The sequence below is a fragment of the Novosphingobium sp. Sphag1I genome (genome assembly GCF_056279125.1).
Genome location: NZ_JBWBQS010000012.1, coordinates 102,755 through 117,277, shown reverse-complemented (window position 1 = coordinate 117,277; position 14,523 = coordinate 102,755). Strand labels below are relative to the sequence as shown.

Here is a 14,523-nt window from a genome sequence, read left to right as displayed (position 1 = left end):
TTGTCCATTTTCCTTCACCTTCGCCACGATCGGAATTTGAGGAAAACAGATGGTTTGCGGCGGCCTTTCTTCTGGCGAACATGGCACGGATCGGGCGGTTGATGTGGCCATTATCGGGGCTGGCCCGGCCGGGCTGACGGCGGCCTATTTGTTGACCAAGGCGGGTTACAGCGTCTGCGTCATCGAAAAGGATGAACGCTATGTCGGCGGGATTTCGCGCACGGTCGAACACGAAGGCTATCGTTTTGACATTGGCGGCCATCGCTTTTTCTCTAAATCTCAGGCGGTTGTCGATCTGTGGAACGAAATCCTGCCCGATGATTTCATCCAGCGCCCGCGCATGAGCCGGATCTATTACGAGGGCAAATTCTATTCCTATCCGCTGCGCGCCTTCGAGGCGTTGCGCAATCTTGGCATCTGGCGCAGCACGACCTGCATGGCCAGCTTTGCCAAGGCCAAGCTGTTCCCCCGCCGCGAGGTGAAGAGCTTTGAGGACTGGACGACGAATCAGTTCGGGCAGAAGCTGTTCTCGATCTTCTTCAAGACCTATACCGAAAAGGTATGGGGCATGCCCTGCAACGAAATGAGCGCCGATTGGGCCGCACAGCGGATCAAGGGCCTCTCGCTCTGGGGCGCGGTGGTGGACGGGTTGAAGCGTTCGCTGGGGCTGAACAAACGTCCCAATGACGGGATGCAGACCAAGACTTTGCTCGAATCCTTCCGCTATCCTCGCCTTGGGCCGGGCATGATGTGGGACGCGGCGCGCGATCATGTCATCGCCAGCGGGCGGGGCGAAGTGCTGATGGGCCATGCTCTCAAACAACTCTCGCAAGCGGCGGGCGGGCAATGGCGCGTGTCGGCCAGCCATGCCGGGGGAGAGCGCGTGATCCGCGCCGCCCATGTCATTTCCAGCGCCCCGATGCGCGAACTGGCCAGTCGCATCCATCCGCTGCCGGTCAGCATGGCGGACGCGATGGAATTGAAATATCGCGACTTCCTGACCGTGGCTTTGAAGATCCGGTCAAAGGATCTGTTTCCGGACAATTGGATCTATATCCATGATTCCAAGGTGCAGGTTGGCCGCATCCAGAATTTCCGCAGTTGGTCGCCCGAAATGGTGCCGCAAGAGGATGTCGCCTGCGTCGGCCTTGAATATTTCTGTTTCGAAGGCGACGGTTTGTGGTCGCAAAGCGATGATGAGCTGATCGCCCTTGCCACGCGTGAGATGGAGATTCTGGGCCTGGTCAGCGCCGATCAGGTGATCGGCGGCGCGGTGGTGCGTCAGGAAAAAGCCTATCCGGTCTATGACGAGAGCTATGCCGCCCATGTCGCCGCCATGCGCGATGATCTGGAGGCGCGCTTCCCCACTTTGCATATGGTGGGGCGCAACGGGATGCACCGTTACAACAATCAGGATCACGCGATGATGACCGCGATGCTGACGGTGGAAAACATCAAGGCCGGCGCGCGCATCTACGACATCTGGCAGGTGAACGAGGACGCCGAATATCACGAGGCGGGCGATGAGGGCGAACGCGCCGGCGTAACCCCGACCCGCGATCAGGCCGCTGCCCTTTCGTCCCTGCGCGAGGTTCCGCACAAAATCGCCGCCGAAAAATGTGCCGAGGACAGGGCAGCCGCCTGATGATCGACCTCCTGCGCGCCACGGCCCTGCGCTATCTGGGCGTCAGCGTGGTGGCGCTGGGCGCGGACATGGGGGCGTTTCTGGGGCTGCTCTATGCCGGGATGGCGGCGGCGCTGGCTTCGGCTCTGGCCTATGGGTTGGGCGTGGCGGTGCATTGGTCCCTGTCGGCGCGGGTGGTGTTTGAGGCGGGCCATGGCGCGGCGCGTTGGGCGCAAAAGGGGCTGTTTGTGGCTTCGGCTTTGCTGGGCCTTGGGCTGACCACGGCGATTGTCGGGGCGGGCGCATGGGCGGGGCTTGATCCGCGCCTTGCCAAGATCGCGGCGGTGGGCATCAGCTTTGTCGCCACATGGATGCTGCGCACGCTGGTGATCTTTACCCCGCGGGCCGCGGCATGAGGGGCGATTTTCGCGATTTCCTGAAACGGGCGGGGCTGGCCTATGGGCTGGTCGTGCTTTTGCTGTTTCTGACCAATGCCGGGGCGATTGCGGCGAGGCGCTTCCCCGATCCCGATGATGCGCTGCGGTTGGTCGAATTGCGCGACTGGCTGGGCGGTCAGGGGTGGTTTGATGTCACCCAATATCGCATCGATCCGGCCCATGGCGGTGTGGCGATGCATTGGTCGCGGCTGGTCGATGTGCCTTTGGCGGCGGTGGTGGTGGCGCTGCGTCCCCTGCTGGGCGGATCGGGGGCGGAACTGGCCGCCATGCTGATCGTGCCGATGGTGACGCTGGCCATGGTGCTGGTGCTGGTGGCGCGGATGGCGTGGGAAAGGCTGGGCGCAGAGGCCGCGACGCTTTCGGGCCTGACGCTGGCCATGTCGGTGCCGGTGGTGACCCAGATCCGGCCCATGCGGATCGACCACCATGGCTGGCAAGTGGCCGCCGCCGTTCTGGCTTTGCAGGGGGTGATGACCCGCCATGCCCGGATCGGGGGATGGATTTCAGGCGGAGCCATGGCCATCGGCCTGTCGATCAGTCTGGAAGGCCTGCCGCTGACGGTGGTGTTTGGTCTGCTGGGCCTGTGGCGCTGGTTGCGCGGGGGCGAAACGAAATATTGGCTGGCCCATTTTTCGCAGGCTTTGCTGGCGGTGTCGCTCGCCTGCTTTGCCGCGACGCGCTGGGGCGATTGGGCGCAGCATTGTGATGCGATTTCGCCGGTGCATTTGGCCATGTTCGGCTGGACGGCGCTGATGCTGGGCGTTTTGCGCCGGTGGAGCAGGATTGCGTGGCCCATGCTGCTGGGCGGGTTTGCGGTGACGGGTGCGGGCGCGCTGGCGCTCTATCTGGGCATCGCCCCGCAATGCCGCGGGGGCAGTTTCAACATGCTCGACCCCTTGGTTCAGCGCCTGTGGTATCAGGGCATTCCCGAGGGACTGCCGATCTGGCGTCAGGATTGGACCACGGCGCTGCAAATCGCGGTGCCGCCTTTGGCGGGGTTGCTTTCCTGTTTTGCGCTGATCCGCCGGTCGCGCGGCGAAGAAGCGGTCTGGTGGCAGGAATATGCGCTGCTGCTGGGCGGGGCTTTGGCGATTGCGGTGTTGTTGGCGCGCGCGGGGGCGGTGGCGGGGGCTATTGCTGCTGTGCCGCTCGCCTGGTTCCTTCAGGAAGCATTGGTGTCGATGCGTCGCGGGCCGGTGATCGGGCGGGTGGCGCAGGCTTTGGCGCTGGTGCTGGCCCTGATGCCTGCTGCGCCGATCATGCTCTATGGCGCGGTGCGATCCATGGTTTCCCCCGGCAATCCGTCGCACGCCGCCTCGTCCGAACCTATGTTGGCCAGCAAAGTGGCCGATTGCCGCGTGGCGCAGGGGGCCGCCGTTTTGGCCAGACAGCCGCGAGGCGTGGTGCTGGCGCCGCTCGATCTGGGGCCGGACCTGTTGCTGGCCACGGGGCATGGGGTGATGGCCACCGGGCATCATCGCGGGGCGCAGGCCATTCACGACAATATCACCCTGTTCATCCGCCCGCCCGAACAGGCCGCCCCGCTGATCCGGTCCTATCACATCACCTATGTCGCCCTATGCCCCGCACTGGCGCAGGCGCAGAGTTTCGGGGAAGAGGGGCGTGGAGGCCTTGCCGAGCGACTGGTGGCCGGGCGTGTGCCGGATTGGCTGGAACCTTTGCCCGGCGTTCCGGGGGAGAGTTTGAAAGTTTGGCGCGTCAGGCCGGAATGAATTTCATCGCCACCCCGTTCATACAGTAACGCAGGCCCGTCGGGCGCGGCCCATCGTCGAACACATGGCCCAGATGGCCCCCGCATTGCGCGCAATGCACCTCGGTTCGGGCATAGCCCAATTCGTGATCGGTGCTGGTGCCCACGGCCCCCGTCAATGGTCGCCAGAAACTGGGCCAGCCTGTACCCGAATCGAATTTGGTAAAGGAGGCAAAGAGCGGATGATTGTCCGCCGCGCAGACAAACGTCCCCTTGCGATGTTCCTTCAGCAAGGGGGACGTATAGGGATATTCGGTCTGTTTTCCGCGCAGCACCGAATATTGCGCGGGGCTCAATCGCTTGCGCCATTCGGCATCGGATAAGGTCAGCGCAAATCCCGCCCATGCCCGCGTGGGCATCATGGCCCCGGCGGCACCGGCAAAAAGGCCCATCACAATATGGCGGCGACTGGCTTGCATCGTCCTTCTCCCTTTGCCCTCTATACGTGGGCGAAAGGGAGAAAGTTTCAAGCGATCACTTTTTTCCCAAAAGGGCGGCGATCCATCCGCGCTTTTGCCCGCTGCCCTGCGGCCCACTTTTCATCACGCGCTTGCGGAACAACATGGCCCCGCCGCGCACAAAGATCGTCACCCACAGCGCCTGCCAGCCAAGTGCGGCCAGATGCGGCCACAGCCCTTCCTGCATGGCCGCACGGGCCAGCATGGCAAAGGGGGATGAGAAAGGCACCAGAATGGCCGCCATATCCACCATCCCGCCCGGCCGTGCCATGGCATAGGAGGCAAAGAAAAAGACCATCAATTGCCCCATCGTCACCGGCATGTTCAGCGTCTGGATCTCGCGCACCGAATTGGCCATTGACCCGATGGCCAGAAAGATCGAGCCCAGCACCAGATAGGCCATGGCGAAATAGGCCACGCCCAATCCAATGAACAAAGGCCAGCCCACAGCGGGCGTCACCAGTTCGGGAATATGCAGCCATCCCGCCAGAGACAGCGCCGCCCCCGAAACGGCCCAGACCCCGATGCCGACAAAGCTGATCGCCAGCATGGCAAACAGCTTGCCGAAAAAGACCGATTCCATCGGAATGGCGGCGGCCAGAATCTCGATCACCTTATTGCCCTTTTCCTCCATCAGATTCGACAGGACCATGCCCGCCAGCAACATGGTGAGCAGAAAGAGCAGCGTTTGCCCCCCTTGCGCGGTCAGCACGCGATTATGTGCCTGCGCCGCGGAGGATGTGGCGGTGGGGGCCAGTGTGACTTCGGGCAGGAGATCCGGCCCATGGCCCGTTGCCCGCGCCGCGATCAATGCCACCGCGCCGCGCCATGTCGAAAGCCGCCCCGGCGTGCCGGTCAATACGGGCGATGCGGACGTCCCCGAAATGATCGCCGACAGATTGCCGCCATTGATGCGTTTATCGGCCAAGGCCATGCGCGGATCACCCTTTTCGCCGGGGCGCAGGCGGGCGACCACCACCAGATCGGGCATCTGATCACCCAGCGCCGGTTCAAGAGCATGGCGCGCCGTCAGCATGGCGTCGATATCCGGCCCCGTCATCATCAGCCCGATCTGGGGCGTATCGACCGAATCCTCGACATGAGCGCCGATGCTGCCCGCCATCACGCCCACGAAGAGCGGAAACAAAGGCCCCAGCAGAAAGAAGATGAAACTGCGGCTCCACAAGATGGCCATGAAGTCGCGGCGGGCGACGACCAGCGCGCCGGCAAGGGTGGAAAGGCGGCCCTTATGCATCACGCGGCCTCCTCTGCCGATTGGCCAAGGGCGCGGGCGGCGGCCTCTCCGGCGATGGCGACAAAGGCGTCGTGCAATCCGGCGCGTTCGATAGAGAGTGATAGGATGCCCGCCTCGCCCTCGATCAAGGCGCGCAGCAAAGGTTCGATCCCGCTGTCGGGCAGGGGGAAGAACCAGAAGGCCCCTGTGCTTTTGTGTTCGTGACGCGCATCGGCGGGCAGGGCGGCGCGCCACGGCCCGTCATGGTGGCGGGTTTCAAGGCGAACCTGTGCCGGGATGCGATCCCGCGCCACATCGACCGGTCCGGCAAAGGGAACGCGTCCGCCCGCGATGATGGCAACCTCGTCACACAATCTTTCGGCATGGGCGATGACATGGGTGGAAAAAATCACCGTCGTGCCCCCTGCGGCCAGAGCGCGGATCATCTTTTCCAGCTTGCCCTGATTGAGCGCGTCGAGGCCGGAAAAGGGTTCGTCAAAAATCACCAGATCGGGGTTGTGGACCAATGTGCCCAAAATCTGCACCTGTTGCGCCATGCCTTTGGAGAGCTGGCGGATCTGGCGGTCGATGGCATAGCCAAGGCCGTGTTCCTCCATCATCGCCTTACCCCGCCGACGCCCTTCGGCCAGCGGCAGGCCGCGTAGCGCGCCCATGAAGGCAATCGCCTCATAGGTCTTCATCGTGGGGTAAAGCCCGCGCTCCTCGGGCAGATAGCCGATACGGTGCGCCACATCATGGGGCCGGTCCGCGCCCAGAATGCGCCGGACGCCCGCATCGGGGTCGATGATCCCCTGAAGCATGCGTAAAGTGGTGGTCTTGCCCGCGCCATTGGGGCCAAGGATGCCATAGATCGCGCCCAGCGGCACGGACAGATCGACCCCGTCGACCGCGACAAACCCATCGAACCGCTTGACCAGACCGCGTGCCTCTATCGCCCAATCGGTTTCATTGGGCTTGTCATTGCTCACCACTTGCGGTTCCCCTAAGCGTTCCGGGCAAAGCCCGTAACAGGATCTATTCCCCCCTTGATTAACACCGCGATTCCATCTCTGCAAAAATCCTTGGCCGAAGAAGCGGCGCGTCTGGGCTTTGTCGCCTTTGGCGTGGCGTCGGCGCAGGAGGATGCGTTGCGCGCGACCCGGCTGGAACAATGGCTGGATGCGGGCGCCTATGGCCAGATGGAATGGATGGCCGACCGGTTGCACCACCGCCGATCGCCCCAAGGGCTGTGGCCAGAGGCGCAAAGCGTGATCGCGCTGGGCATGAGTTATGCCCCCGCGCATGATCCGCTGGCTCTTGCGGGGGAAGGCGACCGGGCGCGCATCTCGGTCTATTCCCAAGGGGCCGATTATCACGATGTGGTGAAAAAGGCGCTCAAGGCTCTGGCGCGGTGGCTGGTCGATGCGGCGGCCAGGGCAGGGCTGGGCGAGATCGGGGTCAAGGTTTTCGTCGATACCGCCCCGGTGATGGAAAAACCGCTGGCCGCTGCCGCAGGACTGGGGTGGCAGGGCAAACATACCAATGTCGTCAGCCGCGACCATGGTTCTTGGCTGTTCCTTGGGGCGATCTACACGACGCTGCCCTTTGCGCCGGGGGACGAAGGGCGCAACCGTTGCGGATCGTGTCAGGCGTGTCAGGATGCCTGTCCCACCGGCGCCTTTCCCGCGCCCTATCGCCTCGATGCGCGGCGCTGCGTGTCCTATCTGACCATCGAGCATAAAGGCCCGATCCCGGAGGAATTCCGCGAGGCGCTGGGCAACCGGATCTATGGTTGCGATGATTGTCTGGCCGTATGTCCGTGGAACAAATTTGCCGATGCCGCGGCGAAAAATCGCGCCTTTCTGCCCCGCGCCGAACTGGTCGCGCCAAAGCTGGGTGAATTGCTGGGGCTGGATGATGCGGGGTTCCGGCGCCTGTTCTCCGGCTCGCCCATCAAGCGGATCGGGCGCAATCGCTTTGTCCGCAATTGCCTCTATGCGGCGGGGAACAGCCGGGATCGGGCACTGATCGGGCCGGTTTCGGCGCTGTTGGGGGATGAGGATGAGGCCGTGGCCGAGGCGGCGCTTTGGGCTTTGGGGCGGTTAAGGGGGTAAGTTTTGCCTCCGGCGGGCAAAGGGCGGGGGCCCTTTGCAATCCCGTTAATGGGTTTGCGCGTGGATCGCGGGGTGGGCTGATGGGTATAAAGCCTGCGGCGCGGCGAACTTGCGCTATCCGCGCCGCAGGCTTTTATATTCCAACGTTGCACCGATCAGCCAAGACCGAACCCTTGGCGCAACGCAGACAGTAACGGGAGCGCGAGGGTCCAGACCCTCGCAACTAACCCCTTCTCCTACCGCGCCAACAAACCCCGCGCCTGCCCGGCAATCTGGGCCAGCAGCGCGGGCGTCGTCGGCACCACCTTACGTGCGCGCTCGATCATTGCGCAGAAGCGGGCAACGCCTTCGGTTTGCGCCATCAGCCAGTCGTCGACCGCCGCAACCGGATCGCCGCCATTCCACCGGCGCAGCGCGTCGAGGCGCATCTGCTGGAAATCGCGGGCGAGGCCGCCGACCAGCAGGCGTTCCCACGGATCGGAGGGCGAGAGGCGCGCGGCCGTCGCCTGTGCCCAATCGAGGCCGAGGACCGAGCCGAGCCGGGTAAAGGCGCTGGCCACGGCGACCGCGTCCAGACCGGCGCTATGCGCCAGAGCCGCGATGCCCACCGCCCCGTCCAGATCGAACAGGCGCACGACATTGGCCAACTCGGCCTCGTTCGCGCCCGCCACCGACAATTCGGCGCGCAGGCGGGCCGAACCGCTGCGGGCCTCGGACACCAGCAGGCCGTCGATCACGCCTGCCATCTGGTCGAGGGCAGGGGCAAGGCTGGCGGCCAGCACCGAGGGGAATTCCTGCGCCGCGCCGGCGCGCAGCAGGTCGGCCATATGGCCCCGCATCGCTTGCGCCGCGCGTTCGAACAACAGGATGCGCGCAGGTTCCTCCATCTGGCCGCTTTCGATGGCGTCCCACACCGGACCCATCGCGAACAACCGTTCGGCGGCCAGGAAGGCCGAGGCCACATCAGCCAGGCTGACGCCTTCTTCTTCGGCCAGTTCAAAGGGATGGATAAAGCCCAGCCGGTTGATCACGCGATTGGCAAAACGCGTGGCCAGAATTTCCCGGCGCAGACGGTGGTTGAGGATATCAACGCGATAGGTGTCGCGCATCGCGGGCGGGAATGCGGCCAACAGGTCGCCCTCCATGCCCGGATCATCCAGTACGCCCGATTTTTCCAGCGCATCCTGCAACACCAGTTTCGCGCTGGAGAGCAGCACGGCCAGTTCGGGGCGGGTGAAACCGTCTCCATCCTCGGCCCGGCGGTGGAATGTGTCGGCGTCGGCCAAACCTTCGGTGCGGCGGTCCAGATGGCCCCCTTCCTCCAGCACTTCGATCAACCGGACATAGCCGGGAACCGCCGCCGCCCCGCCGCTTTCGGCGATGGACAGGCCCAGCGCCTGAAGCCGGTTATCCTCCAGCACCAACGCCGCGACGTCATCGGTCATCGAGGAAAGCAGCGCCACGCGGCCGTCCTCTTCCAACCGCCCGGCCCGCTTGGCGCTGGCCAGTGCGATCTTGATGTTGACCTCTTTGTCCGAACAATCGACGCCCGCCGAATTGTCGATGAAGTCGGGATTGTCGCGCCCGCCCACGCCCTGCGCGCCATGCAGACCATAGTCGATGCGCCCCGCCTGGGTGCAGCCCAGATTGCCGCCTTCGCCGATGACGCGGGCGCGCACGTCGCAACCATTGACGCGGATCGCATCATTGGACGGATCGCCGACGTCCGCGTTGACCTCATGTGGCGCCTTTACATAAGTGCCGATGCCGCCAAACCACAACAGATCGACCGGCGCGGTCAGGATCGCGGTCATCAGGCTGTCGGGATCGATGGTTTCGCCTTCGATACCCAATGCCTCACGGATTTCGGGGGACAGGGGAATCGACTTCTGGCTGCGCGGGAACACGCCGCCGCCCGCCGAAATCAGGCTCTTGTCATAATCGTCCCAGCTGGACCGGGGCAGGGCGAAGAGGCGGTTGCGCTCTTCCCAACTGCTGGCCGGATCGGGATTGGGGTCAAGGAAGATGTGGCGGTGGTCAAACGCGCCGACCAGCTTGATCGCCTTGGACAAGAGCATGCCATTGCCGAACACGTCGCCCGACATGTCGCCCACGCCCACGACGCGCACGGGGTCGGTTTGCACATCAATGCCCATTTCGCGGAAATGGCGCTGGACCGAAATCCATGCCCCGCGCGCGGTGATGCCCATGGCCTTGTGGTCATAACCCTTTGACCCGCCGCTGGCGAAGGCGTCGTCCAGCCAGAAGTCTTTTTCCGCCGCCAGAGCATTGGCCGTGTCGGAAAATGTTGCGGTGCCCTTGTCGGCGGCGACGACGAAATAGGGGTCTTCGCCATCATGGACCACCATGCCTTCGGGATGCACGACTTTGCCATCGACTATATTGTCGGTCAGGGAAAGCAGTGTGCGGATAAAGACCTTGTAGCTTTCGCGCCCTTCAAGGCCCCAAGCGTCGCGGTTTTGCGCCGGATCGGGCAATTGTTTGGGATAGAAACCGCCCTTGGCGCCGGTGGGCACGATCACGGCGTTCTTGACGCGCTGCGCCTTCATCAGGCCCAGCACTTCGGTGCGGAAATCGTCGCGCCGGTCGGACCAGCGCAGGCCTCCGCGCGCCACCGGCCCGGCGCGCAGATGGATGCCTTCGACGCGGGGAGAATAGACGAAGATTTCGCGCCATGGCACAGGCTTGGGCAGGCCGGGAACAAGGGCGGAATCGAATTTGAAGGCCAGCGCCTCACGCCCCGCCTCGACAAAGGCGTTGGTGCGCAGGCACGCATGGACCACGGCGCGGAAGGCGCGCAGCAAGCGGTCCTGGTTGATCGCGGTCACGCCCGCCAGACCATCGCGGATCGCATCCTCGGCCAGCGCTTCGGCGGCCTCGCGATTGTCGATGCCGGGTTGATGACGCGCCCGCAACAGATCGGCCAGACCCAGCGTTACCATCGGCGCGCCCAACAGCGCATCGACCGCCGTGTCTATGCCATAGGACAGGCCCGTCTGGCGCAGATAGCGATAGAAGGCGCGCAGCCAGTTGGCCTCACGCGCGGACAGGCCCACGCCCACGATCAGCCGGTTGAACGCATCATTTTCCCCCGCGCCATGCAGCATGGCGGTCAGTGCGTCCTCGATGATCGGGGCATGGCCCAGCACTTCGTTCAGCGATTGTCCGCCGCGCAGCGTCAGCACGAAATCATGGATCGAACCCAGCGACATTTCCCGGCATTCCAGCGTCGTGGGGATCGTATCGATCACGCGGAAACCAAAGTTTTCCAGCGCGGGCACGACATCGGACAGCACCAGACTGCCATGCCGCTGATAAAGCTTCAGGCGCAATTGCCCTGCCTCATCACCGGGCAGGCGATAGAGGCGGACGCCGCGCTGATGGGCCTCGTCATCGGGCGCGGATGTGATGCGGCGCAGATGGGCGATGTCCTGCGCGGCCTCGGCCGGGCCGTACAGGTTGCGATAGGCGATGGGAAAGGCCCCGGCATAGCGCGCGGCAATCGCGGCGGCGCGGCCCGGTTCCTCGGTATGGGCGATTTCGGCCTCGACCGCATCGCCCCATCCGCGGAGCATGGCGCGCAGGCGCGCGTCCAACGCGGCCTCATCGGGTTCGGGGAAGGTTTCGACCGCCTCGTCCACCGACAGGGTAAAGCGCAATTGCGCCAGATTGGACCCCTCGACCTCAAGGCTCCAGTCGATGACGGTGGCCTGGGCGGCCTCGCTCAACATCTGGGCGATTTCGAGGCGGACCTCGGTGGCCACCGAATCGCGGGGCAACCAGACAAAGGCGTAGAGGTGGCGTTCAAGCGGCGCCCCCACCAGCGCGATGCGCGGACGGGGCCGGTCGATCAACCCCATCAGCGCCAGTGCCACCCGTTCCATATCCGCATCGGCAAAACCGATCAGTTGGTCGTGCGGCAGGCTGGTCATGGCGTGGGTCAGCACCTTGCCCGCGTGGCCGGTCGGGCTGAACTCGTGCTTTTCCAGCAAGGCGGCCAATTGCGAACGCATCAGCGGCACCTGCGCCGGCGCGGTGGCCAGAGCGGCGCTGGTCCACACGCCTGCATGGATTGAGAGCGCGGCCAGTTTGCCATCCTCGATAATCGGCAGGATAAACAGGTCGAGCGGCACCCGGCGATGCACATGGGCAATGCGGTTCGATTTGACGATCAGCGGCAGGCGGCCCGCGCCCCCCCGCGCCAGAAACTGATCGAACCACGCGAAGCATCGGGCATAGGCGGGGGCGGAGAGCAATTCCCACGTGCTCTTGCGGCAAATGCCCAGCGCGCCGGTCTGCGTGCCGTCACGGCGGCGCACGACATGGCCCAATTGCGTCAACATCCCGTCATTGAACCAGCGCAGCAAAGCCGCGCCTTCGGTCCGGTCCATGGCGTTGAGCATGGCGGCATCTTCGACCATGGCGCGCTGGATCGCTGGCCAGTCGCCCACCGCCGCCCGCACATCGCCCAGCGTCACGCCCAGCGCCGCCGAAATGGCCGCACGGGTGCGCGCATCGGCACGGGCGGTTTCCAGATAGATCATCGATTCGCGCGGGATGCCCGGACCGTGGTCTTCGGGAATGTCGGTGATTTCGCCGCGCCCATCGCGCAGCACCGGCACGACCGGATGCAACAGGCGGTCGATCACCAGCCCATGGGCCGAAATCGTCGTGGCCATCGAATCGACAAGGAAGGGCATGTCTTCATTGACGATGGCGATGCGCATGAAACGCCCGCCGCCCTCACGGCTGACATTTTCGATCAACAGGGCGGTCTTGGCCCGCTCGCGCCTTCCCCCGGCGGTTAACAGGAAACGTGCAGCCGCCAGCAGGCCTTCCTCGTCCAGATCGCCGTCGCCGGGCAATTGCGCCTCGGCCAGATGGCGGGCCAGCGCCGCTTCATGCGGGCTGGGCGGGTGGCCGGATGCGGGCGGGGCGGAGATCGTCTCTGCCTGCACTTCGCCTTGGGCGTCAGGTTTCGGGGAATTTTCGGATTTGCGAGCCGTCTTGGTCATTGTGGGACACACTCTCCCCCCGTTGGCCGGGGATGCGGCCGGGGCAGGCGGGGGAATGCCCGGCTGCCCGGGGCCTTAGACTTGGTTTTGTTACGCCCCTTGGGTTTAGCCCCAAGGGGTTACCCAATTGTGTTAGTTAATCACCGTGATACCGCCAAGGTGCCTTTGAAGTTTTACACTTTATTTTCCTGCCGCGGGGCGGGGTGTTTCCGGTTCAATCTGCGCCAGATAGGATTTGGCGCGGCCTGCGCTGGCCGAATCGGGGCTGGTCTTGACCACCGATTCCCAGCTTTTGCGAGCCGCATCCTCGCGCCCCGACAATATGGCGATGACGCCCGCCTCGACCCCGATTTCGCCGTCGCGCGGGTCCAGCCTTGCGGCATTTTCGATCTGGAGCTGCGCTTCGGGCAATTTCTTCAACCGGCGCGACAGCGTGGCCGACAGCAACCAGACCTGCGCATCATCGGGCAAAGCGGCGCGGGCATCGGCCAGCACTGCTTCGGCGTCCAGCGCGCGGCCGGTGGCCACCAAAGCGCGGGCGCGGTCCACCATGATGCCGCCCGCCAGTTCGGGTTTGTTCATCGCGCGCGCATCGGCCAGCGCCTGATCCAGCAAGGGCAGCGCGCCCGCCGCATCGCTTTCGGCCAGCGCGGCATTGCCCGCCATGGCGCCGGCCTGTGCGCGCCACAGGCGGTCGGTCGTGGCCTCTCGCGCGCCAAGGAAGGCGGCGCGGGCCTCGCCCCACTGATCCTGACGGCTGAGCGCGGTGCCAAGGCAGACCTGCGCCTGAACGCGGGCGATCTCGTTATCCTTGAGCGAATCCTTGGCCCATTGCCGCGCATCGGTCAGCGCATTGGCCGGTTCGGTTTCGGCGCTGTCCATACATTTGCGGAAATGGCTGGTTTGCGCGGGGAAATCAAAGACGATGCCGCGCGGGCGCTTGGCCGCAGGCTTGGGCCGGTCGATCTGGGGCAGGTTCAGCCCGGCAACGCCCTGATGGTTAAGAGCGGCGGCCTGAGCGACGAGAGGGATAAGAAAGACAAGGGCCATGGTCGATCAATCAGCAAAAGGGGCAAGGGTGCGCAGCAGCAGGGCGATATCCTCGTCCCGGCTGAGTCGGTGGTCGCCGCCTTTGACAAGGGTTAGCTGAACATCGCCGGAACGCAGCGCCGCCATCATGCGGTGGCCGATGGCGGGCGGAACGTCGGCGTCTTCTATCCCGTGCAGCAGGCGGACCGGGGCGTCGATGGGGATGGAGCCTTCCAATTGCAATTGCGCCTGTCCGTCGGCCCAGAACAGGGCGTGGGTCGGCGTCGGTTCGGGGCCATAGGGGTTGGGTTCAAGGATCGTTTGCCCCTCGGCCAATTGCGCCTTCTGCTCTTCGGAATAACCCCATGTGGTGAAATCGGGCGCGGCGGCAATGCCGACCAATCCGGCAACCCGATTGGGCAAAGCGCGCGCCACCAGCAGCATCAGCCAACCGCCCATGCTGGAGCCGATCAGCACGACCCGCCCCGAAACCTGCGCCTCGATCAAGGCCACGACCTCATCACGCCAGCGTGAGAGCGAGCCATCGGCAAAATCCCCCGGCGACTGGCCGCATCCCGAATAGTCGATTAGCAAGCATCCGCGCCCGTTGGCCACTGCCCAATCAAACACGGCGGTCGCCTTGCTGCCCGCCATATCCGACATATATCCGGGCAGAAAAACGAAGGTCGGGCCGGTTCCGGCAGGGGTTCCGGCAGGGGTTCCGGCAATGTGGCGAAAAGCGATGGCGCGGCCATCGGGCATCAAGTGCATTTGCGTCATAACGCTCAGATGGGCATGT

Annotated in this window: 10 protein-coding genes; 4 read left to right on the top strand and 6 right to left on the bottom strand. The window is 64.5% G+C overall.

The genetic code is table 11. The features are described from left to right. The first annotated feature begins 49 nt into the window (after positions 1-49). The 3 genes from ACZ9HU_RS15095 to ACZ9HU_RS15085 are packed head-to-tail and all read left to right on the top strand — an operon-like array spanning position 50 to position 3,815. Positions 50-1,645, top strand: coding sequence for an NAD(P)/FAD-dependent oxidoreductase (locus ACZ9HU_RS15095; RefSeq protein ID WP_476106048.1), 1,596 nt, complete (start codon positions 50-52; stop codon positions 1,643-1,645). After that, the gene (locus ACZ9HU_RS15090) at positions 1,645-2,040 is read left to right on the top strand and encodes a GtrA family protein (protein WP_476106047.1); all 396 of its coding nucleotides are present in this window, start codon (positions 1,645-1,647) and stop codon (positions 2,038-2,040) included. The genes ACZ9HU_RS15095 and ACZ9HU_RS15090 overlap by 1 nt, the downstream gene beginning before the upstream one ends. Further along, positions 2,037-3,815, top strand: a complete 1,779-nt coding sequence (locus tag ACZ9HU_RS15085; protein WP_476106046.1) for a hypothetical protein — start codon at positions 2,037-2,039, stop codon at positions 3,813-3,815. The genes ACZ9HU_RS15090 and ACZ9HU_RS15085 overlap by 4 nt, the downstream gene beginning before the upstream one ends. On the opposite strand, the gene msrB is transcribed toward ACZ9HU_RS15085, so the two are convergent. The 3 genes from msrB to ACZ9HU_RS15070 all read right to left on the bottom strand — a co-directional run bounded on the left by msrB (position 3,802) and on the right by ACZ9HU_RS15070 (position 6,534). Further along, a complete protein-coding gene (msrB, locus tag ACZ9HU_RS15080) occupies positions 3,802-4,215 on the bottom strand; it encodes a peptide-methionine (R)-S-oxide reductase MsrB (protein WP_476106137.1) in 414 nt (137 codons plus the stop codon). The two genes, ACZ9HU_RS15085 and msrB, sit on opposite strands and share 14 nt — an antisense overlap. Positions 4,216-4,327: 112 nt before the next feature. Next, positions 4,328-5,566, bottom strand: coding sequence for an ABC transporter permease (locus tag ACZ9HU_RS15075; RefSeq protein WP_476106045.1), 1,239 nt, complete (start codon positions 5,564-5,566; stop codon positions 4,328-4,330). Then, positions 5,566-6,534: an ABC transporter ATP-binding protein gene (locus ACZ9HU_RS15070; RefSeq protein ID WP_476106044.1), complete on the bottom strand. Its 969-nt coding sequence runs from the start codon at positions 6,532-6,534 to the stop codon at positions 5,566-5,568. The genes ACZ9HU_RS15075 and ACZ9HU_RS15070 overlap by 1 nt, the downstream gene beginning before the upstream one ends. A gap of 93 nt (positions 6,535-6,627) precedes the next feature. Between ACZ9HU_RS15070 and queG the strand changes: the two genes are divergently transcribed. After that, positions 6,628-7,659: a tRNA epoxyqueuosine(34) reductase QueG gene (gene queG / locus ACZ9HU_RS15065; RefSeq protein WP_476106043.1), complete on the top strand. Its 1,032-nt coding sequence runs from the start codon at positions 6,628-6,630 to the stop codon at positions 7,657-7,659. A gap of 236 nt (positions 7,660-7,895) precedes the next feature. Here the strand turns inward: queG and ACZ9HU_RS15060 are convergent, their stop codons facing one another. From ACZ9HU_RS15060 to ACZ9HU_RS15050, 3 genes are all read right to left on the bottom strand, one after another. Then, complete coding sequence (locus tag ACZ9HU_RS15060; protein WP_476106042.1) at positions 7,896-12,695, bottom strand: NAD-glutamate dehydrogenase domain-containing protein; 4,800 nt, start codon at positions 12,693-12,695, stop codon at positions 7,896-7,898. A gap of 180 nt (positions 12,696-12,875) precedes the next feature. Further along, on the bottom strand, positions 12,876-13,745 hold the full coding sequence (locus tag ACZ9HU_RS15055) for a tetratricopeptide repeat protein (protein WP_476106041.1): 870 nt from the start codon (positions 13,743-13,745) through the stop codon (positions 12,876-12,878). Positions 13,746-13,751: 6 nt separating this feature from the next. After that, entirely contained in the window at positions 13,752-14,504 is a 753-nt protein-coding gene (locus ACZ9HU_RS15050) for an alpha/beta hydrolase (RefSeq protein WP_476106040.1), read from the bottom strand. Positions 14,505-14,523 lie beyond the last annotated feature (19 nt).